Origin of the sequence: Mycobacterium europaeum (assembly GCF_034555895.2) — a bacterium.
Taxonomy (GTDB): Bacteria; Actinomycetota; Actinomycetes; order Mycobacteriales; family Mycobacteriaceae; genus Mycobacterium; species Mycobacterium europaeum.
This window is the reverse complement of record NZ_CP157315.1, coordinates 362,013-381,895: the sequence shown is the minus strand read 5'-3', so window position 1 is coordinate 381,895 and position 19,883 is coordinate 362,013. Positions and strand designations below refer to the sequence as shown.

Sequence of the window (19,883 nt, the reverse complement as noted above, 5' to 3'; positions counted from 1 at the left end):
TCGCGGGCGATATCGGATTCCCGACTCGTCTCATGGTCCTGAGGCGCCGGCCCCCCCTAGAGCTTGCTGATCGGTGCGTGGTTGTGCATCAGCTTGACCCGTCCCGCGCTGCCGAAGTCGATGAGTGACATGGCGGATTCGCCGACCCCGGAAACTTCCTCGACCCGCCCGAGCCCGTACTTGTCGTGGGTCACCCGGTCGCCCGGCTCGAGGACCAGCAGCGGGCGCTTGCCCGCACCCGAGCGGGTCGGGGCCGCGCGCGGCGCACCGAACCGGCCGGCGCCGCTCACCGGCGCGCTGAACGACGGGGCCGGCGCGGTTCGCCGCCACTCGATGAGTTCCTGCGGAATCTCCCGCAGGAAACGGGATTCCGGGTTCAGCATCGGCTGCCCCCAGGAGGACCGGACGATGGCCCTGCTCAGATACAGCCGCTGACGGGCGCGGGTGATGCCGACGTAGGCCAGTCGCCGCTCCTCGGACAGTTCGACCGGGTCGTCCAGCGCCCGCATGTGCGGAAACATCCCGTCCTCCCAGCCGGTGACGAACACCACCGGGAACTCCAGCCCCTTGGCGGTGTGCAGCGTCATCAGGGTGACCATGCCGGCGTCGTTCTCGGGGATTTCGTCGCTGTCGGACACCAGCGAGACCCGTTCCAGGAATTCGGCCAGCACACCGGTGTCCGGCACGTCTTCGTCCTCGGGGGTCTGCAGCGACTCGCCCAGCGCGGCGGCGTTGGCCCGGTCGGTGCTGAATTCGTGCGCCACACTGACGAGTTCGTTGAGGTTGTCCAGACGGGCCAGATCCTGTGGATCGGTGGAGGATTCCAGCTCACGCCGGTAGCCGGTCCGTTCGAGCACCGACTCGACCAGATCGCCGAGATCCTCGTCGAGGCGGCCCCTGAGCTCATCGAGTAATTCGACGAAACCGGTGATCGCCTTCTCCGCGCGCGAATTGAGCATCGGCACTTTGCCTTCGGCGGCGGCCGTCAGCGCGTCGGCGAAACTGGCTCCGGTGTTCTCGGCGTACACCGCGACGCAGGCCTCGGCACGATCCCCGATGCCCCGACGCGGGGTGTTGAGGATGCGCCGCATGCTGACCGCATCGCCGGGGTTGTCCAGCACCCGCAGGTAGGCGACGATGTCGCGGATCTCCTTGCGCTCGTAGAAGCGCACTCCCCCAACGACTTTGTAGGGAATGCCGGCGCGGATGAACACCTCCTCGAACGACCTCGACGAGTTGTTGGTGCGGTAGAACACGGCCACGTCGTTGTAGGTGATCTCGCCCCGATCGGCGAGCGCATCGATCTCCTCGGCCACGAACCTGGCCTCGTCGTGCTCGTTGTCCGCGACGTAGCCGACGATCAACTCGCCGGCGCCCGCGTCGGTCCACAGCCGTTTGTCCCGGCGCCCGGCGTTGCGGGCGATCACCGAGTTGGCCGCCGAGAGGATGTTTTGTGTCGAGCGGTAATTCTGTTCCAGCAGAATGGTTGTCGCGTCCGGGTAGTCGCGCTCGAAGTCCTCGATGTTGCGGATGGTGGCACCGCGGAACGCATAGATCGACTGGTCGGCGTCGCCGACCACGCACAATTCCGCCGGCGGCACGTCGTCCGGCGATTCGGTGACGTCGTGACCGACCAGCTCCCGCACCAGCACGTACTGCGCATGGTTGGTGTCCTGGTACTCGTCGACCAGGACGTGACGGAACCGCCGCCGGTAGTGCTGGGCGATCTGGGGGAAGGCCCGCAGCACCGCGACGGTCTCGCCGATCAGGTCGTCGAAGTCCATCGCGTTCGCCGCGCGCAGCCGCCGCTGGTACTCGCCGTAGACGGAGGCCACGGTGCGGACCAGGTCGTCGGAATCATCGGTCAGTCGCGCCACCGCCTCGGCGGGGTCGATCAGCTCGTTCTTCAGGTTGGAGATGGCGTTGGCCAGCAGTCGGGGCGAGTAGCGCTTGATGTCGAGCCCCATGTCGCGCCCGATCATCTGCAGCAGCCGACGGGAATCGTCGGCGTCGTAGATCGAGAAGTTGGAGTTGAGGCCTTCGATCAACGACGCCTGGTTGCGCAGGATGCGCACGCACGTCGAGTGGAAGGTGGACACCCACATGGCGCGGGCACGGTTGCCCACCAGCCGCACCACGCGTTCACGCATCTCGGCCGCGGCCTTGTTGGTGAAGGTGATGGCCAGGATCTGGCCCACCCCCACGCCCCGCGCGGCGATCAGATAGGCGATGCGGCGCGTCAGCACCGCGGTCTTGCCCGATCCCGCCCCCGCGACGATCAACAGCGGCGAGCCCTCGTGCACCACCGCCTGGCGCTGTTGCGGATTGAGGCCGTCAAGCAGCTGATCTGCTTCGGAGCTCAGATTGGCATCGGTCACGTACACACTCATGTTGGTCCAAACTTACCGCCGGCCACCGACACAACGTGCCAAGACGCCGGACCAGGTTGGCGCCCCGGCCCCGGGTCCGCCTGCCGAGTCCCCGCCCACAAAAAGGGTATTCGCAATCCGATAGGCGGTCCGTTGCAAATAACCCCAATTACACCTGCGTCTAAAAAGACCACGACAATTTCGCCCGAGTTTTGCGTTTCCGTCAAATCTCGAGCGATCCGCGATAACACTCAATTTCGCCCCGTGTTAAGGAAATCCACACCGGCAATCAACCGCGGCATGGGCGTCGGCGCGACCGGACTCCGGGCGGCTCCCCGCCCGCCGCGACGGCCTGTTGGCCAGCTCGCGAACGCGTTTTTGCGCCGGGCCTGTTTTTAATGGCACACTCGTTTTGTGCTCGACGCGCAGTCCCATCGGCAGCTCTCCCTCCCGAACTGCCGCCGATTTTTCTACGGGTACCGGTTAGCGGTCCCCGTGGTCTAGCTGTTTTCGTCAGAGCCCCGTGGTCCGCTTCCGGAGATCGGGGCTCGTCTCTTTGTGAGGCCCGAAACCGGACGAGACCACAACCCCCACATCCCGAGAATGCGGAGTTAGCAGAGATGAAGGTTGAGACGGTGGAAACCCCAGAGACCGCCGACGCCGACGAGTTGAGCATTGACGAGTTGCGCCACGAGATCGACCGCTTGGACGCCGAGATCCTCGCCGCGGTGAAGCGGCGCACGGAGGTGTCCCAGGCGATCGGCAAGGCGCGGATGGCGTCCGGAGGCACGCGGCTCGTCCACAGCCGCGAGATGAAGGTGATCGAACGCTACAGCGAGCTCGGTCCCGACGGTAAGGACCTGGCGATCCTGCTGCTGCGGTTGGGCAGGGGCCGGCTCGGTCACTGACCCGCTGCGCCCGGCTTCACCGCGCGCGCGACCGTCACTAGGGTCGAACTATGACCTCCGTGCAACGCCTCCCCGACATCACCGCCACCCCAGCGTGGGATGCCCTGCGCAGGCACCACGAAGAGATCGGCGCGACCCAGCTACGCCAGTTCTTCGACGAGGATCCCGACCGCGGCCGCGACCTCACCGTCTCGGTCGGCGACCTCTACATCGACTACAGCAAACACCGCATCACCCGAGAAACGCTGCGGCTGCTGATCGATCTGGCGCGCACAGCTAACCTCGAAGAGCGCCGCGACCAGATGTTCGCCGGGGCGCACATCAACGTGTCGGAGGACCGGGCGGTGTTGCACACCGCGCTGCGGCTGCCCCGCGACGCCGAATTGATCGTCGACGGCCGCAACGTCGTCAAGGACGTGCACGCCGTGCTGGACCGGATGGGCGACTTCACCGACCGGTTACGCAGCGGTGAATGGACCGGGGCCACCGGGAAAAGAATCAGCACCGTGGTCAACATCGGCATCGGCGGGTCGGATCTGGGTCCGGTGATGGTCTACCGGGCGCTGCGCCACTACGCCGACGCCGGCATCTCGGCCCGCTTCGTCTCCAACGTCGACCCGGCAGACCTCATCGCCACCCTCGCCGACTTGGATCCCGCCACAACGCTTTTCATCGTCGCGTCCAAGACCTTCTCCACGCTGGAGACCCTGACCAACGCGACCGCGGCGCGGCGCTGGCTGACCGACGCGCTCGGCGACGCCGCGGTGGCCCAGCACTTCGTGGCCGTCTCCACCAACAAACGGCTGGTCGACGACTTCGGCATCAACACCGACAACATGTTCGGCTTCTGGGACTGGGTCGGCGGCCGGTACTCGGTCGACTCGGCGATCGGCCTGTCGGTGATGGCGGCCATCGGGAAGGCGGCCTTCGCCGATTTCCTGTCCGGGTTCCACATCGTGGACCGGCATTTCAGGACGGCGCCGCTGGAGTCCAACGCGCCCGCGCTGCTCGGGCTGATCGGGTTGTGGTACTCCAACTTCATGGGCGCCCAGTCGCGGGCGGTGCTGCCGTACTCCAACGACCTGTCACGGTTCGCGGCCTATCTGCAACAGCTGACCATGGAATCCAACGGCAAGTCGACGCGCGCCGACGGCACCCCGGTCACCACCGACACCGGCGAGATCTTCTGGGGCGAACCGGGAACCAACGGCCAGCACGCCTTCTACCAATTGCTGCATCAGGGCACCCGGCTGGTGCCGGCCGACTTCATCGGCTTCAGCCAGCCCCTCGACGACCTGCCCACCGTCGAGGGCACCGGCAGCATGCACGACCTGCTGATGAGCAACTTCTTCGCCCAGACCCAGGTGCTGGCGTTCGGCAAGACCGCCGAGGAGATCGCCGCCGAAGACACGCCGGCCGACGTCGTGCCGCACAAGGTGATGCCGGGCAACCGGCCGTCGACCTCGATCCTGGCCGACCGGCTCACCCCGTCGGTGCTCGGCCAGCTGATCGCGCTCTACGAGCATCAGGTCTTCACCGAGGGCGTCGTGTGGGGCATCGACTCGTTCGACCAATGGGGCGTGGAGCTGGGCAAGACCCAGGCCAAGGCGCTGCTCCCGGTGATCACGTCCGACGCCTCGCCGGCGCCGCAATCCGACAGCTCCACCGACGCGCTGGTCCGCCGCTACCGGGCCGAGCGCGGGCGCACCAGCTGACAGCCCTCACCCCGCGCGGCTCATCACGTCGGAGCCCAACCGCCGTACGAAGGTGCGCAACCGTTCCACCGTCGCGGTCTGCGGCTCACTGAGGTGCAGCTGCAACAGTTCGCGTCCGGCGGCGTGCAGGATCCGCGCGGTGTATTCGGGGTCATGCACTCCGGGATTGATGCGCAGCAATTCCGTGACGAAGAACTCCAGCACGACGGCCTGCGATTGAGCCAGCCGCGCATACAACTCCGGTGGCGCGCCCTGCGGCGGAAACAGGAACAGTCGCCACGTGGCCGGGTGGGCGTCGACCGCGGCCAGCACGCCGTCGAACGCGACGACGAGCGACTGGTCCTCGCCGACGGCATCCAACCCCGAGACCGCCTCGGCGAACTGGGCGCCGGCCCGGGCGGCCTCACGGTCGATCAGTGCGACGAAGAGTCCCGCCCGGTCACCGAACAGCTGATAGATCAACGACCGGTTGATGCCCGCCGCCTCGGCGATGCGGTTCGGCGTGGCCGCGTGGAACCCCTCGGCGTCGACGATTGCATGCGTGACATCGAGGATCTGCTCGCGCCGGCCTTCGGCGGTCATGCGCCGCTTCGGGTTGCCCGCACTCATGCTTGACAGCATAACTAACACCTTGTGAGTATTACTCACGAAGTGTTAGTAAATGAGAGGCAGCGATGGTCACGTACTACCCCGAACTCGCCGAGCGAGTCCGCAGCCAGCGCGAATTGCAGCCCGACCTGTATGGAGACTTCGACTTCGACCGGCAGCCGGATCGCCTGGCCACGGAGCCGGACGTCGACTCGGCCCTGCCCGCCTGGATCGCCGAGCGCGCACCGATCCTGGAAGACGACCGCGTGGTCGAGCTGATGAGCACGGCCACCCTGCTCGGTGACGTCGTCGCCGATCCCTATGCGGCGCTGATGGCTTCGCACAGCGTCGCCCACCTGATCGACATGCTCAAGACGGCCTGCCGGGCAGGAATCGAGGCGGTGCCGGACGCACCCCCCGAACTGGTTTCGTTCATCGCCGCCATGGAGGCCACCCCGGAGTGGATCGACTTCGACCTGGTCCGTGAGGGCGCCCGCCAAGAGCGAATCCCCGCAGCGCTGTTGGCCCCCTTCATCACGCGAGGCGCCTTCATCGCGACCTTCACCAACACCTACGCCGCGCTGCCGATGGCACTGACCGGCGCACTCTCGGGCAGGCGGGCCGCCCGCCGGGTGAACGAAACCGCCAGTTTCTTCGCCGTCACCACCCTGCCCGGTGCGCTGGACCGTTTCGGCCCGGGTTTCGAGGCGGCCGCCATGGTCCGGCTGATGCACTCGATGGTCCGCTACAACGCCCTGAAGAAATCCGACAAGTGGGACGCCGCCGTGTACGGCATGCCCGTCCCACAGGTCGACCAGATGCCGGCCGGCATGATCGGCCAGTACCTGCTGGCCCGCAAGGCGCGCCAACAGGGCCGGACCGAGTTCACCGCCGAGGAGCGCGCCGTGGTCGAATTCGCCAGGTATCGCTGCTTTTTGCTCGGCCTACCGGAAGAACTGTTGCCCGCGGAACCGGCCGACATCATTCACGTCATGCACGCGCGCTCGGCACTGCTGCGCGACGGATTCGACAGCATCTGCCAGGAGCTGGTCCGCGGAACGATGGCGGCCTACCTGCGTCCCGACACCACGCTGTTCGACCGTTGCGCCGAAGCGGTCGAAAAGAGTTTCAGCAAGCTCACTTTCGTTCGCACCTTCTGCAATGGAAACCGTGAGATCGCCGAAGCCATGGGCGTCTCGATGGGCCCGACGGACCTCATCCGCGTGGCCCTCACCGCACCGTTCATCATCGGGCGTTTCACCGCCGTGAGCCACGCCAGCCGCATCCCCGTGCTTGCCGACATCACCGACGCCTACGTCATCGGGCTCCTCAAGCTGCGGCTGGCGACCTACGGAAAACCCGAGTTCACCAGCGACGCAGAGCATTACACGCCGGTGCCGCACTAATTCAGGCGAACCACTTGGTGAGCGGGGGCGGCAGCACCCGCATCACCTGCACCAGCGGCGCCCACGGCCACCACGGCACCGCGGCGCGGCCGGGCTCGCGTTCCATGGCGGCGACGAGCGCGTTGACGCCAGTCTCGTTGTCCACCATCAACATCGTGCTGTTCGACTTGGCCGTCATCTCCGACTCGATGTAACCGGGCTCGATGACCGAAACCTTGATCGGGCCCTTGGCGTACTCGGCGCGCAGGGATTCGCCCAGCGAGCTCAGCCCGGCCTTGCTGGCGGCGTAGGCGGCCTTGACGCCCGGCACCCCCTTGTTGCCGAGCACCGACGAGATCAACACCAGGTGGCCCGATCCGCTCTTTCCGAACATCTCCAGCGCGGTCTCGATCTGCACCAGCGCGGCCACCAGGTTGGTCTCGATGGTCGCCTTGTTCGCCCACAGCTTTCCCGAGCCCAGCTTCGCGCCCTTGCCGATGCCGGCGTTGACGATGACCCGATCGATGCCGCCGAGCTCGTCGCTGAGCTCGGCGAACACCTTCGGCACCTGCTCGTGGTCGTTGACGTCCAGTGCCGCGACGGCGATCTTGATACCCGGATACTTCTGCGACAGTTCGGCTTTCAGCTCGTCGAGGCGGTCGGTGCGCCGGGCGCACAGCGCCAGGTCGCGACCCTTGGCGGCGAAGGCGCGGGCCATGCCGGCGCCCAGACCGGAGCTGGCGCCCGTGATGAGGATCTTCTGACGAGTCACCCGGGCAGCATATCGACAGGTGTCGAGTCTCGGGCGGCCGCCTACTTGAGCAGCCGCGACAGCCGCCGGTCGGCCAGCACCTTACCGCCGGTCTGGCACGTCGGACAGTACTGAAAAGACTTGTCCGCGAAGGCGACTTCCCGCACGGTGTCCCCGCACACCGGGCAGGGCAGCCCGGTGCGCGCATGCACCCGCAGCCCGGAACGCTTCTCCCCCTTCAGGGTGGCGGCCCCCTGCCCCACGGATCGGCTCACCGCGTCGCGCAGGACGGACACCATCGCGTCGTGCAGGGTGGTGAGCTGGTCGTCGGTCAGCTTGCCCGCGGTGGCGAACGGGGAGATCTTGGCGACGTGCAGGATCTCGTCGCTGTAGGCGTTGCCGATGCCGGCGATCACCTTCTGATCGGTGATGACCGTCTTGATCCGCCCGGTGTTGCCGGCCAGCACGCCGGCGAGATCGTCGACGCTCAGGTCCAGCGCGTCCGGGCCCAGGGCGGCGATCCCGGGCACCGACTGCGGATCGCCGACCAGCCACACGGCCAGCCGCTTCTGGGTGCCGGCCTCGGTGAGGTCGAAGCCGGGCGCCTCGCCGGGCGTGCCCAGGTGCACCCGCAGCGCGATCGGCCCCTTGCCGGGGCGCAGCGGCGCCGCGGCCAGCTTCTCGGACCAGCGCAACCAGCCCGCCCGCGACAGGTGGGCGATCAGGAACAGCTCCCCGGCCTGCAGCCCGAGGTACTTGCCCCAGCGGTGGGCCCCGGTCACGGGCTGGCCGTGCAGCGCGCTGGGTGGCGGGTCGAAGGTCTTGAGCACGGACAGCGCGGCGACGTCGACGCGGCCGATCGTCAAGCCGACGGCATGGCGGCGCAGGTGGTCGGCCAGCGCTTCGACCTCGGGCAGTTCGGGCACGCCCTTCAGTCTGCCGGTCTGAGTAAATAGGTGTCCATGATCCAGCCGTGCCGCGTCCGCGCCTGGGCCCGCAGCTCCGCGATGCGGGTGCCGACTTCGCCGACCGTGCCCGCCACCAGCAACTCGTCGGCGGTGCCCAGGTAGGCGCCCCACCAGATTTCGGTGTCGGGCGGGCACGCCTGAAACGAGCACTCGGCGTCGAGCATCACGACGGCCGCTCCGGACAGCCCCTGCTCACGCAGCTTCCGGCCGGTGGTGATGAGGACGGGTTCGCCGACCTCGTTGAGCGGGATGCGGTGCCGCGCCGTCAGCGCCTGCACCGCGGTGATGCCCGGGATGACGTCGAAGGTGAACTCGAGCTCGGCCGCGACCGCGTCCAGGATGCGCAGCGTGCTGTCGTACAGCGAGGGGTCACCCCAGGCCAGGAAGGCGCCGACGCCGTCGGGGCCCAGCTCTTCGGCGATGGCCGCCGCCCAGAGCCGCGCCCGCGCCGCGTGCCAGTCCGAGACGGCCTCGCGGTAGCCGGCCCCACAGTCGGGGGATGCCGACCGTTTGGGGTCGGGCAGCTCGACGAAGCGGTAGCCGGGCTCGCGGATGAACCGGGCGCAGATCAGCTTTCGCAGCTCCACCAGGTCGCTCTTCGCCTCGCCCTTGTCCATCGCGAAGAAGACCTGGGTGTCGTTGAGCGCGTCGATCGCCTGGACGGTCAGGTAGTTCGGATCGCCGGCGCCGATGCCGATGACGTGGATGTGCCGGCCCAAGAACCCTCCTCGTGACGCGAATCAGCTTGCCGAATTGCAACCTAGAGGGCCTAGTCGGGGCCGAAAGTACCCAGTACCATGGGTACCGTCTGCAGGACCCAATGAAGGGACGCCAGCGATGACCACCACTGCGGTCAAATCGAGCGGGCCAAGTCGTGAGGAGTTTTCCGACCGCCTGCTCAAGGGCTCGGTGAAAAAGTCCTACGAACCCGTCGTCGACATCGACTGGGATGCGCCGCTGGACCCGGACAAGTTCTATCTGCCGCCACGGCTGGTGTCGCTGTACGGAACGCCGATGTGGGACGAGATGACCCGCGAACAACAGATCGAGCTCTCCCGCCAGGAGCTGGTCAACACGCTCTCGGCCGGCATCTGGTTCGAGAACATGCTCAACCAGTCGCTGTTGCGCACGATCCTGCACGAGGACCCGACCAGCTCCTCCACCCACTACAAGCTGACCGAGCTGGGTGACGAGACCCGCCACATGGTCATGTTCGGCAAGGCCATCGAGCGCATCGGCGCAAAGCCGGTGCGGCCGCGGCTGTTCCACCGGATGATCATCAACGCGCTTCCGCTGGCGTTCCAGCGGGGCTCGATGCTGTGGGTGGCCGCGTTGATCGGGGAGGAGATCTTCGACTCGCTGCAACGGCAGATGATGGACGACCCGGAGTTGCAGCCGATCATCCAGCGCCTCATGCGGATTCACGTCACCGAGGAGGCGCGCCACATCCAGTTCGCCCGCGACGGCGCCCGCAAGCGCGTCGCCGAGATGCCCCGGTTCAACCGCTGGTTCATGGCCAACATCAACGGGCTGGGCGGCTACTTCTTCAATTACCTGTTCAGCAACCCGATCCCGTATGCGCGCACCGGCCTGGACCCGAAGCGGGCGCGGCGGATCGCGCGGACCAGCCCGCATCGCCGCGACATGCAGGTCTCCGGTTTCGCGCCGTTGGCGGCGTTCCTGACCGAGGTGGGCCTGCTGGGGCCCATCGCCCGCCGCGGCTGGAAGCGCAGCAGGTTTCTGTGACGCGGCCGCGCGACCCCGCCGTGCCCCGCCACCCCGTCGCCATCGTCGGCGCGCACCCCGGCGCTCGGTCGGCGTTGCTGACCGCCGGGGTCACCGATTTCACGGTTCTCGACGGGCCGGCCGCGGACCTCCGGTCGAGGTTCGACGACAGCACCGACACCTGGCAGCTCACGACGGCCGGCGGCGAGGGCCTGCGCGCGCGGGCCGTCGTCGCCGCCGGCCGGCCGCCGTTCGTCCCCTGGCTGCCGGACATCGCGGGCCGCGACGACTTCCGCGGCGAATCGTTTCACGCGGCCGCGTGGCCCCTCGACTTCGATCCGACCGGCCAACGCGTCGCGGTCGTCGGCACCGACGCCAACGCCGGCCACCACCTGGGCCGGCTGATCGGGGCGGCGGCGTCGGTCACTGTCTTCGCCCACGCACCGCGCCGGGCGATCACGGAAATCCCGTTGTGGTCGACGCGGGCCAAGCGCTGGCTGCGCCGGCGCATCGCGCCGACCACCGAGCGCCCGTCGGCCACGGTGGCCGGGTCGTCGATCGAGGCGGTGACGGCGTCGGGCATCCGCACCCGCGACGGCGTCGACCACCACGTCGACGCCATCGTCTACGGCACCGGCTTCTCGGTCCCCGACGAGCCGGCGGATGGGACGCTCGTCGCCGCCGGCGGGGTGACCATCCGGCAGGCCTGGCAGGACGGTATGGAGCCGTTCTATGGGGTGGCGGTTCGCGGTTTTCCCAACTACTTCTTCCTCACCGGGCCGGACACGGAGGCTCAGGCGCGCTACATCGCCGAGTGCCTCCGGCTGATGGACCGCACGGCCAGCGGCCGCATCGAGGTGCGCGCCAGCAGCCTGCGGGTGTTCAACGAACGCGCCCGGCTCACAACCGACCAGGCCCCTCCGGTGGCGTCCGCCTTCGACCTGTCCTCGGCCGCACCCGAACGCGACGACACCTATGACGGCGCGGCGACGCTGGAGATCGCCGGCGGCACCCATCCGGTGCGAGTCCGGCTCACCGGCCACCTCGACCCCATCGACGGCCGCTACCACTGGCAGGGGACGCTGTTCGGTTCGCCGTCGCGGCCGTTGCCGGACGAGACGCTCAGGCAAACCCGGACCGCGACCTTGACGGTGGGCCGGCGCACCGCCACCGCGCGGATCGTCGAGCGGACGCCGTGGGGAACGCACTCGGTCGCCGGGGTGGGCGCCCCGCCGTACGCGCCCACCTGACCGGCCCCTTTGCGCTGCTCATCGAACCGCTTGCGGGCGTAATCAGGCGTTCGGACCACCGGAGGGTGGTAACTTCGGGACATGCGCGTGCTGCGCAGCAGATTCGAACGTCAGGTTCGGTGCGGTAGAGGCGGGGGCCTCGAACGGGTGGGGACGGGCACGCGCCTCACTCCTACCGCGCCGCACGCCGCGCGCGTCCGGGACATGTCCCTGGTGGGCTGCGCATTCGGGCGGCTTGCAGGCCGCTCGACCCGCATTCGACTTTTGTCGCTGAGGGCGGATACTCAAGCAGTTGGCCCGCCAGCGATTCGAGGAGCAGCGATGGAACCGGACAGGACCCCGCTGGGAAGCCGGATTGTGATGCCTCCCCGATCGCGGATCCGGCCGGCGATCCGAGCGCCTCGACGCTTTAGGCCCCCGACGGGGACGGGGTCACGCTGGTGAGTTCGGTGGCTGAATCCCCCAGCTCACTGGCCGTCGCGACGCGGACGGACCAATCGGTCGCCATCCTGACCGTCGACGGCGTCCTCGACACCGGTAACTCCGCGGCGCTGCGTGACCACATCCTGCAGGCCACCCTGGACGAGCCCGCCGCCGTCATCGTCAACATCTCCGGCCTCAAGGTGCTCGACGACTCGGCGTCGTCGACGTTCATCGGTGCGTATTGGCAGATCCGCGCCAATCCCCATGTTCCGGTTGTCCTGGTGTGCGCGCACCGCGGGACACGCGAGGCGATCACCCGCAACGGCGCCGCCTACTTCATGCCGGTGTACGCGACCGAGAAGGCGGCGACGAAGGCGCTCAGCCAGCAGAGCCGGCGTGCCGTGCGCCGCGCCGACGCGCAGCTGCCCGCCGACCTGACCAGCCTGCGCGAGTCACGCCGCCTGGTCCGCGAGTGGCTCACCGCCTGGTCGCAATCCACGCTCATCCCGGTCGCGTTGGTGGTGGTCAACGTGTTCGTCGAGAACGTGCTGGAACACACCGCGAGCGTCCCCGTGGTGCGGATCGAGAGCCATGGCACGACGGCGACCATCGCCGTGTCCGACAGCAGCCACGCCCCGGCCCTGCGGTTGCCGCCCCCCGCGAACGGCATCGACGTGTCGGGCCTGGCGATCGTCGACGCGCTCTCACGCGCGTGGGGCAACACCCCCACCGCGGCCGGCAAGACGGTGTGGGCGGTGATCGGCCCCGAAAACCAGCTCTGACGCCTTATTGTGCTGGGAACCCGGGCACGGGTAGAACTAGAACACGTTCTAATCTCGTGTCACGACCCGTTTCCAGGAAGGCAGATGACGTGCGGTTCACCTACGCGGAGGCGATGACCGATCACCGGTACTACATCCCGCTGGCCCAGGCGGCCGAGGCGGCCGGGTACCACGCGATGACGATCGCCGACAGCATCGCCTACCCCTTCGAGTCGGACTCGAAGTACCCGTACACGCCCGACGGGGACCGCGAGTTCCTGGACGGCAAGGAGTTCATCGAAACCTTCGTGCTGACGGCGGCCTTGGGCGCGGTGACGACCAAGCTGCACTTCAACTTCTTCGTCCTCAAGCTGCCCATCCGGCCGCCGGCTCTGGTGGCCAAGCAGATCGGTTCGCTGGCGGCACTGACCAACAACCGGGTGGGCTTCGGCGTCGGCACCAGCCCCTGGCCGGAGGACTACGAACTGCTGGGCGTGCCCTTCGCGAGGCGCGGCAAGCGCATGGACGAATGCATCGAAATCATCCAGGGCCTCACGAGCGGCGACTACTTCGAATTCCACGGCGAGTTCTACGACATCCCCAAGACCAAGATGACGCCGGCTCCCACACAGCCGATCCCGATCTTGATCGGCGGGCATGCCGACGCGGCGCTGCGCCGCGCGGCCCGGCTGGACGGCTGGATGCACGGCGGCGGCGACCCGGAGGAACTCGACGCGCTCATCGCCAAGCTCAAGCGGTATCGCGAGGAGGCCGGCAAGACCGGGCCCTTCCAGATTCACGTCATCTCGGCCGACGCCTACACCGTGGACGGCATCAAACGCCTGGAAGACAAGGGCGTCACCGATGCGATCGTCGGCTTCCGCATCCCCTACATCAAGGGCACGGACACCGAGCCGCTGGAGAACAAGATCCGCAACCTCGAGATGTTCGCCGAGAACGTCATCGCGAAGGTCTGACCTCCCTGACCGTCACAGCGGATCCCACTTCGGGGCTCGCTTCTCCCGGTGCGCCTTAGCCGCCTCGACCGGGTTGTTGGTGAAGCCGGTGAGGATCTGGGTGCGGTTCTCGATCTCGATGGCATGCCGCAGGCTGGGCGCATCCAGTGCCGCGTTGAGCCCGATCTTGGTCTGCCAGACGCCGTAGGCGTTGTTCGCGGCGATCGAGCGGGCCACCTTCAGCGCGGCCGGCATCAGGTCGTCGGGGGCCACCACCTCGTGCACCAGCTTGATGCGGTAGGCCTCGGCCGCGTCGATGATGCGGCCGGTCAGCATGAGTTCGCGCGCCACGCCCGCACCGACGATCTTGGGTAGCAGGTAGCTGGTGCCCATGTCCATCGACGAGAAGCCCGCCTTGATGAACGCCGAGGAGAACCGCGCCTGGTCGGAGGCGACGCGGATGTCGCACACCAGCGCGAAGGCCAGCCCTCCCCCGACGGCCACCCCGTTGACGGCGGCGATCACCGGAATGGGCAGCTCGTAGATCCGGGTGAACAGGTCGGCCAGGCGGACCTGGGAGTCGTAGTTCACCTTGAACGCCGGGGTCGACGGCCTCGGCCTGGTCCACGGCTCGCCGGTGCCGCTCAAGTCGGCCCCCGCGCAGAATCCGCGTCCGGCGCCGGTCAGGATCGCGACCCTGAACTCGCCGCCGCTGAGCGTGTCCAAGGCGTGGTCCACGCCGTCGATCAACGCGCCGTCGATGGCGTTGAGGCGCTCGGGCCGGTTCAGGGTGATGCGGGCGATGCCGTCTTCGACGGTTTCGGATTCCACTGCGGGCATGGCAGAAACGGTAGGCGACGCGGATTTCACCGACGGGGCATACCGTGGTTTGGCCGCCACATCGAAGGAGAAGCCATGGCACGAACCGAAGGTGACAGCTGGGACCTGGCCAACAGCGTGGGGGCGACGGCCACCATGGTCGCCGCCGCCCGGGCCGCCGCAAGCAAGCGTCCGCAGCCGGTCATCACGGACGACTTCGCCGAGCCGCTGGTGCGCGCCGTGGGCTTGGACGTGTTCACCAGGCTGGCCAGTGGCGAGCTCGATCCCGACGACCTCGAGCGGAGCGTCGGGTTCCCCCGGATGGTCGACACGTTCGCCGCCCGCGCGCGGTATTTCGACGACTATTTCGCCGCAGCCGGGCAGGCGGGGCTGCTCCAGGTGGTGATCGTGGCCTCGGGGCTGGATTCACGCGCCTACCGGCTGCGCTGGCCGATCGGGACGATCGTGTACGAAATCGATCAGCCCGAGGTCATCGCGTTCAAGGCGGCGACGATGTCGGAGATCGGGGCGGCGCCGACCGCCAAGCTCCGCGAGGTCGGCGTCGATCTGCGCGACGATTGGCCGGCGGCGCTCCAGGAGGCGGGCTTCGATCCGGCCCACCCCACGGCATGGCTGGCCGAGGGCGTGCTGATCGGATGGCTCCCGCCGGAGGCCGAGGTGCGGCTGCTGGACTCCATCATCCCGCTGTCGGCCGAGGGCAGCCGGTTCGCCGCCGACTACGGCACGGTGACCGGCACGTCGCCGGCGGCCCGCGAGCAGGCCCGGCTCGCGACCGAGGGTTGGCGACAGCAGGGACTCGACATGGACCTGACCAGCTTGTCGTATCCCGGCGAGCACACCGACGTCGCCGCGCACCTGCACGAAAACGGTTGGGAAACCACCGAATCCCGGCTCACCGACCTGTTCTCCGCCGCCGGGCTGCCGGAGTTGGGGCCCGCCGCGGAGCAGGTCCCGGCCGCCACGATCAAATTCGTCCGGGCGGTGCGGCTCTAGCCGCGCCTGGCCAGCCACTCGGCCTGCATCACCAGCAGGGCCATCACCTCCAGCTGCGGGGTCTCCGGGTCGAGTTCGCGGTACCGCTGATAGACGTTGACGACGACGCGCTCGGCGTCCAGCCAGCTCGCGTACTCATCGAGGTCGATGGTGTCGGCCGCCTCGGACCACGACAGCCCGCGGCGGTAGGCGGCCTCGGCTTGTTCGGCGACGTGCGCGAGATAGCCGCGCACAGCGCGGATTCCGTCCGGGTCGGTGACGGGGCCGTGGCCGGGTACCACCGTCGGCGCGTCCAGCGCGATCATCGCGTCGCACGCCGCGATCCAGTTGGCGATCGGGCCGGCCCACACGATGGGGGTGCAGCCGATGAACAGCAGGTCGCCGCCGAACAGCACACCGGCGTCGGGCACGTGGACCACCGAATCCGCGGCGGTGTGCGCCGGACCCAAGTTCAGCAGGTCGATGCGCCGCCCACCGACCTCGATGGTCAGCTCGCGGTCGAACGTCTGATCCGCGTTGCGCACCGTGATGCCGCTGAAGTCGAAGTGCCCGAAGCGGTCCCGGGTGTAAGGGGTCGCGACGGGGCCCAGGTTCGCGGTCTGCGCCATCGCCAGCATCTCGGGTGCCATCCCGTGCGCGATCTCGTCGGCCGTGCCCCGCGCGGCGATGATCCGGACCCAGGGATCGAGCAGCTGGTTGCCGTGGGTGTGATCGCCGTTGGAGTGGGTGATCAACGCGTCGGTGATGGGCGCCGACGACGTGATGTTCCGCATCGCGCTGAGCATTTCGCGGGTCAACGCCAGGTCGAACAGGGTGTCGACGAGCAGGGACGCCCCGTCGCCGGCGACCAGCCCGGCGTTGCTCCATCCGTAGCCGCCGTCCGGCAGGGTCCAGGCCCACACCCGGTCGGCGACCTCGTGCAGACCGCGGGTGTAGGGCACCTTGGCGGCCGCCCGGTTCACCCGCGGTGGGGCGGGCGGGGCGTCCGGGTTGCGCCGGACGGCCAACGGGTGCGGCGCGCGGCTGGCGCGCACGGTCTGTCGGGTCTCCCCGAGCCCCTGGACCTGGAGCGTGACGACGTCGCCGTCGTGCAGCCAGCCGGGGAAAGAGTCCAGCGCCGTCGGGTTGAGGTGCTCGACGAGCGTGCAGGTCGGCACCGTCCCGGAGCCGATGACGTCGCCCGGGGCGAGCGTCACGCCCCGGGAGGCGTAGGAGATGACTTCGCCGAAGGTCCAGTCCATTTGGGCGGTCGACCCCGTGCCGATGACGGCGTCGTTGACCAGGGCGGTCACCCGCAGGTCCAGCCTGCCGCCCCGCCGGTACGGCTCGAGCTCGTCGGGCGTCACCAGGTAGGGGCCCAGGGTCACGCCGCCGTCCTTGCCCTTGCCCTGCCCGATGCCCAGTTGGCTCTCCAATTGCTGCAGGTCGCGCGCGGACCAGTCGTTGAAGATGGTGTAGCCGATGATGGCGCGCTCGGCTTCGTCGACGGTCAGGTCCCGCCCGCCGGTGCCGATGATCGCGGCGATCTCCAATTCGAAGTCCTGCCAAGCGCTTCCAGGGGCGGCGGGGGCGTCGTCGTAGGGGCCCAAAACCGTTGCGGGGCAAGCGAAATAGAACGCCGGTATCCGATACCAGGTGTCGGCGAGCGTCCGCCCGGCGCCCAGCGCGGCCTGGCAGTTGCGCATGTGATCCAGGAAGCACAGTGAGTCGCGGATGGACGGCGGACGCGGGATCGGCGCCAGGAGCCGCACCGCGGCCACGGGCACTGTGGCGACGGGGGCGCGCAGCGCCTCCTCGCCGGCCGCACGCAATCCGTCGGCGCCGCGCCCGATGAGGTCGAGCAGCGTCACGCCCGCGGGCATCGGGTGGATGACGTCGCCGGCGAGCACCCCGGTGCGTTCGCCGTCCGCGTCAAGGTAGGTCACCCATTTCATTCGCGCACCACCTCGCTCGGTTCCTTGTCCGGCCGCAGCCCACGCCAACTCGATTGGCGCAACCGGTCATCCGGGGTCCATTCGCTGTACCGCACTTCGCCCACGAGCACCGGCTCGACGTACGTCACGCCCCTGGCCTCGGTGCGCGGAAGCGGCGGGGTGAAGGGAGACCGGTCGGTGTGCAGCGGGGCCAGCGTCTTCTTCAGGTTCGCCAGGTCACGTTCGGTGAACCCGGTGCCGACGCGCCCGGCGAAGTGCAGGCCACCGTCGACCGGAATGCCCATCAGCAGCGAGCCGATGCCGCTGCTGCGCCCGCCCTCGCCGGCCTTCCAGCCGCCGATCACGACCTCCTGGGTGTTCCAATTCTTGTCCTTGATCCAGGACGCCGAGCGTCGGCCGGGCTGATAGGTGGAGTCGCGTCTCTTGGCGACCACGCCCTCCCAGCCGTGCTCGAGTGAGTGCTCCAGCGCCTGTTTCCCGTCCCCCGCCAACAGCTCGGGCACGATGAGGCCGCCGCCACTGGCCAACGTCTCCAACAGTTTTCGGCGATCCTGGTAGCGGGCCCGCAGCAACGAACGGCCGTCGAGGTAGAGCACGTCGAACGCCCAGAACTGGACGCGGCTGCCGCGGCCCCGGTTCTGCATCGCATGAAAGCTCGGCACCCCGGAGTCGTCCAAAACGACCGCCTCCCCGTCGAGCAGCACGTGATGGTCGGCGAGATCGGCGGCCAGAGCGCGTAATTGGGGGTATTCGTCGGTGACCTCCCGGCCTCGCCGCGACCGTACCCGCAGGTTTCCGTGGTCGATCTCGACCAGCAGCCGGTAGCCGTCCCACTTGCCTTCGAACGCCCACTGGCTCGCCTTGCAGCCGGCGACCGAGCCGTGGGAGGCGAGCATGGGCGCTATTGCGTCGAAGTCGAAGACCTTCTGGTCCTTCATCCGGTGCGCCAGCCACTGGTCACCCTTGGTTTGGATCAGGGCGTAGCGGCCGGAGACCTTGCTGCCGCGCAGATTGACGATGACCTCCCCTTTTTCGGCGGACTGATCGAACTTCTCCGCCTCATAGGTGCCGGAGTCCCAGATGACCACCTTCCCGGCCCCGTATTCGCCCTTGGGGATGCTGCCCTCGAAGGTGGCGTATTCCAGCGGATGGTCCTCGGTGTGGACCGCCAGGTGGTTCACCGACGTGGTTTCGGGCAGGTTCTTCGGCACCGCCCACGACACCAGCACGCCGTCGCGCTCCAGTCGGAAGTCGTAGTGCAGCCGGCGGGCGTGGTGCTCCTGGATGACAAACGTATTGCCTTGGCCGGTCTCAGGTTTCGTCCGGGGCACCGGTTCCGGAGTCTTCGACGCGTCCCGCATGCTGCGGTACTTGGTCAGCCGGTCCGGGGCGGCGACGTCGTTGTCCAGCGCCGCCAGCAGGTCACCGTCGCGCGCCACCCGGGCCAGCACCTCGTCGTAGCGCAGTTGGCGCAGCGACGCCGGGTCGTCGATCTCCGCCCAGGTGCGCGGCGCGGCGACCGTCGGGTGTTCGCGTCCACGCAGGGAATACGGTGCGACCGTCGTCTTGGATCCGTTGTTCTGGCTCCAGTCGAGAAAAATCTTGCCCGCCCGCAGGCTGCGGGTCATGGTCGAGGTGACCAGCTTGGGCATCGACGTTTCCAGTTGCTGGGCAACCCGTTTCGCCAACACGGTCGCGCCCTTGCTGCTCACCGGTTCCGCCAGCGGCGCGTAGAGGTGCAGGCCCTTGCTGCCGCTGGTGAGCGGGAACAGGGTCAGCCCGATCCCGCCGATCAGCTCGCGCACGGCATGGGCCACCTCGGCCAGCTGGGCCATGGTCACGCCTTCACCGGGGTCGAGGTCGAAGACCAATCGGGTCGCCGGGCCGGGCTTGAGTTCCTCGGCCTTGCTCCGCGTCCACTGGGCGACGAACCGCCACTGCGGCACGTGCACTTCCAGCGCGGCCTGCTGCGCGATCCAGGCCAGCGCCTCGGGGGTATCGATGATCGGGTAGGTCGTGGTCCCGGACCGGTGGGTGACGCTGGCGCGCGGCAGCCAGTCGGGGGCCGAGGCGGCCAGCTGCTTTTCGAAGAAGGCGTCCTGCTCGACGCCGTTCGGCCAGCGTTTGCGGGTGGCCGGGCGCCCCGCGATGTGGGGAATCATCACCTCGGCGATCCGGGTGTAGTAATCGAAGACGTCGCGCTTCGTGGTCCCGCTGGCGGGGTAGAGCACCTTGTCGGCGTTGGTCAGCTTCACCCGCGGTGCCATGAGAGTCAACTTACGCGTTTGATCAGGGCCGATTCGTTACCACCGCTGAT

16 protein-coding genes and 1 pseudogene are annotated in these 19,883 nt (G+C 68.3%); 8 read left to right on the top strand and 9 right to left on the bottom strand.

Translation table 11 applies throughout. The features are described 5' to 3' along the window. Window positions 1-56: 56 nt before the first annotated feature. A complete protein-coding gene (gene pcrA, locus U8D42_RS01990; RefSeq protein ID WP_322859427.1) occupies window positions 57-2,390 on the bottom strand; it encodes a DNA helicase PcrA in 2,334 nt (777 codons plus the stop codon). A 599-nt stretch (window positions 2,391-2,989) separates the two neighbouring features. Between pcrA and U8D42_RS01985 the strand changes: the two genes are divergently transcribed. Next, window positions 2,990-3,277 (top strand): chorismate mutase, encoded by a 288-nt coding sequence (locus tag U8D42_RS01985; protein ID WP_085243315.1) that lies wholly within the window; start codon window positions 2,990-2,992, stop codon window positions 3,275-3,277. 50 nt (window positions 3,278-3,327) lie between these two features. Next, window positions 3,328-4,992 (top strand): glucose-6-phosphate isomerase, encoded by a 1,665-nt coding sequence (gene pgi / locus U8D42_RS01980; protein WP_322859428.1) that lies wholly within the window; start codon window positions 3,328-3,330, stop codon window positions 4,990-4,992. 6 nt (window positions 4,993-4,998) lie between these two features. Here the strand turns inward: pgi and U8D42_RS01975 are convergent, their stop codons facing one another. Beyond that, entirely contained in the window at window positions 4,999-5,574 is a 576-nt protein-coding gene (locus U8D42_RS01975; protein ID WP_322859496.1) for a TetR/AcrR family transcriptional regulator, read from the bottom strand. A gap of 92 nt (window positions 5,575-5,666) precedes the next feature. Between U8D42_RS01975 and U8D42_RS01970 the strand changes: the two genes are divergently transcribed. Then, window positions 5,667-6,986 (top strand): oxygenase MpaB family protein, encoded by a 1,320-nt coding sequence (locus U8D42_RS01970; RefSeq protein WP_322859429.1) that lies wholly within the window; start codon window positions 5,667-5,669, stop codon window positions 6,984-6,986. Window position 6,987: 1 nt separating this feature from the next. On the opposite strand, the gene U8D42_RS01965 is transcribed toward U8D42_RS01970, so the two are convergent. The 4 genes and pseudogenes from U8D42_RS01965 to cobF all read right to left on the bottom strand — a co-directional run bounded on the left by U8D42_RS01965 (window position 6,988) and on the right by cobF (window position 9,403). Beyond that, entirely contained in the window at window positions 6,988-7,737 is a 750-nt protein-coding gene (locus U8D42_RS01965; RefSeq protein ID WP_322859430.1) for an SDR family oxidoreductase, read from the bottom strand. Window positions 7,738-7,778: 41 nt separating this feature from the next. Beyond that, on the bottom strand, window positions 7,779-8,246 hold the full coding sequence (locus tag U8D42_RS01960; RefSeq protein ID WP_244275225.1) for a zinc finger domain-containing protein: 468 nt from the start codon (window positions 8,244-8,246) through the stop codon (window positions 7,779-7,781). A gap of 201 nt (window positions 8,247-8,447) precedes the next feature. Next, a pseudogene (locus U8D42_RS01955) lies at window positions 8,448-8,642 on the bottom strand (DNA-formamidopyrimidine glycosylase family protein); the annotation flags it as partial. Between the two features lie 5 nt (window positions 8,643-8,647). Continuing rightward, window positions 8,648-9,403 (bottom strand): precorrin-6A synthase (deacetylating), encoded by a 756-nt coding sequence (gene cobF, locus U8D42_RS01950; protein WP_085243309.1) that lies wholly within the window; start codon window positions 9,401-9,403, stop codon window positions 8,648-8,650. Between the two features lie 118 nt (window positions 9,404-9,521). Between cobF and U8D42_RS01945 the strand changes: the two genes are divergently transcribed. From U8D42_RS01945 to U8D42_RS01930, 4 genes are all read left to right on the top strand, one after another. Continuing rightward, on the top strand, window positions 9,522-10,430 hold the full coding sequence (locus U8D42_RS01945; protein WP_322859431.1) for an AurF N-oxygenase family protein: 909 nt from the start codon (window positions 9,522-9,524) through the stop codon (window positions 10,428-10,430). 242 nt (window positions 10,431-10,672) lie between these two features. After that, complete coding sequence (locus U8D42_RS01940) at window positions 10,673-11,659, top strand: DUF4873 domain-containing protein (RefSeq protein WP_322859497.1); 987 nt, start codon at window positions 10,673-10,675, stop codon at window positions 11,657-11,659. 440 nt (window positions 11,660-12,099) lie between these two features. Beyond that, window positions 12,100-12,864: an STAS domain-containing protein gene (locus U8D42_RS01935; protein ID WP_322859432.1), complete on the top strand. Its 765-nt coding sequence runs from the start codon at window positions 12,100-12,102 to the stop codon at window positions 12,862-12,864. 89 nt (window positions 12,865-12,953) lie between these two features. Further along, window positions 12,954-13,820 carry a TIGR03619 family F420-dependent LLM class oxidoreductase gene (locus U8D42_RS01930; protein ID WP_322859433.1) on the top strand — a complete coding sequence of 289 codons (867 nt, stop codon included), beginning with the start codon at window positions 12,954-12,956 and terminating at the stop codon, window positions 13,818-13,820. A 12-nt stretch (window positions 13,821-13,832) separates the two neighbouring features. Here U8D42_RS01930 and U8D42_RS01925 read toward each other — a convergent pair whose 3' ends face one another. After that, window positions 13,833-14,639, bottom strand: coding sequence for an enoyl-CoA hydratase/isomerase family protein (locus U8D42_RS01925; RefSeq protein WP_431523818.1), 807 nt, complete (start codon window positions 14,637-14,639; stop codon window positions 13,833-13,835). A 75-nt stretch (window positions 14,640-14,714) separates the two neighbouring features. Between U8D42_RS01925 and U8D42_RS01920 the strand changes: the two genes are divergently transcribed. Next, complete coding sequence (locus U8D42_RS01920) at window positions 14,715-15,632, top strand: SAM-dependent methyltransferase (RefSeq protein ID WP_085243303.1); 918 nt, start codon at window positions 14,715-14,717, stop codon at window positions 15,630-15,632. On the opposite strand, the gene U8D42_RS01915 is transcribed toward U8D42_RS01920, so the two are convergent. Next, complete coding sequence (locus U8D42_RS01915; protein WP_322859434.1) at window positions 15,629-17,566, bottom strand: fumarylacetoacetate hydrolase family protein; 1,938 nt, start codon at window positions 17,564-17,566, stop codon at window positions 15,629-15,631. The genes U8D42_RS01920 and U8D42_RS01915 overlap by 4 nt on opposite strands. After that, a complete protein-coding gene (locus U8D42_RS01910; protein ID WP_322859435.1) occupies window positions 17,563-19,833 on the bottom strand; it encodes an ATP-dependent DNA ligase in 2,271 nt (756 codons plus the stop codon). The genes U8D42_RS01915 and U8D42_RS01910 overlap by 4 nt, the downstream gene beginning before the upstream one ends. Between the last annotated feature and the right edge of the window lie 50 nt (window positions 19,834-19,883).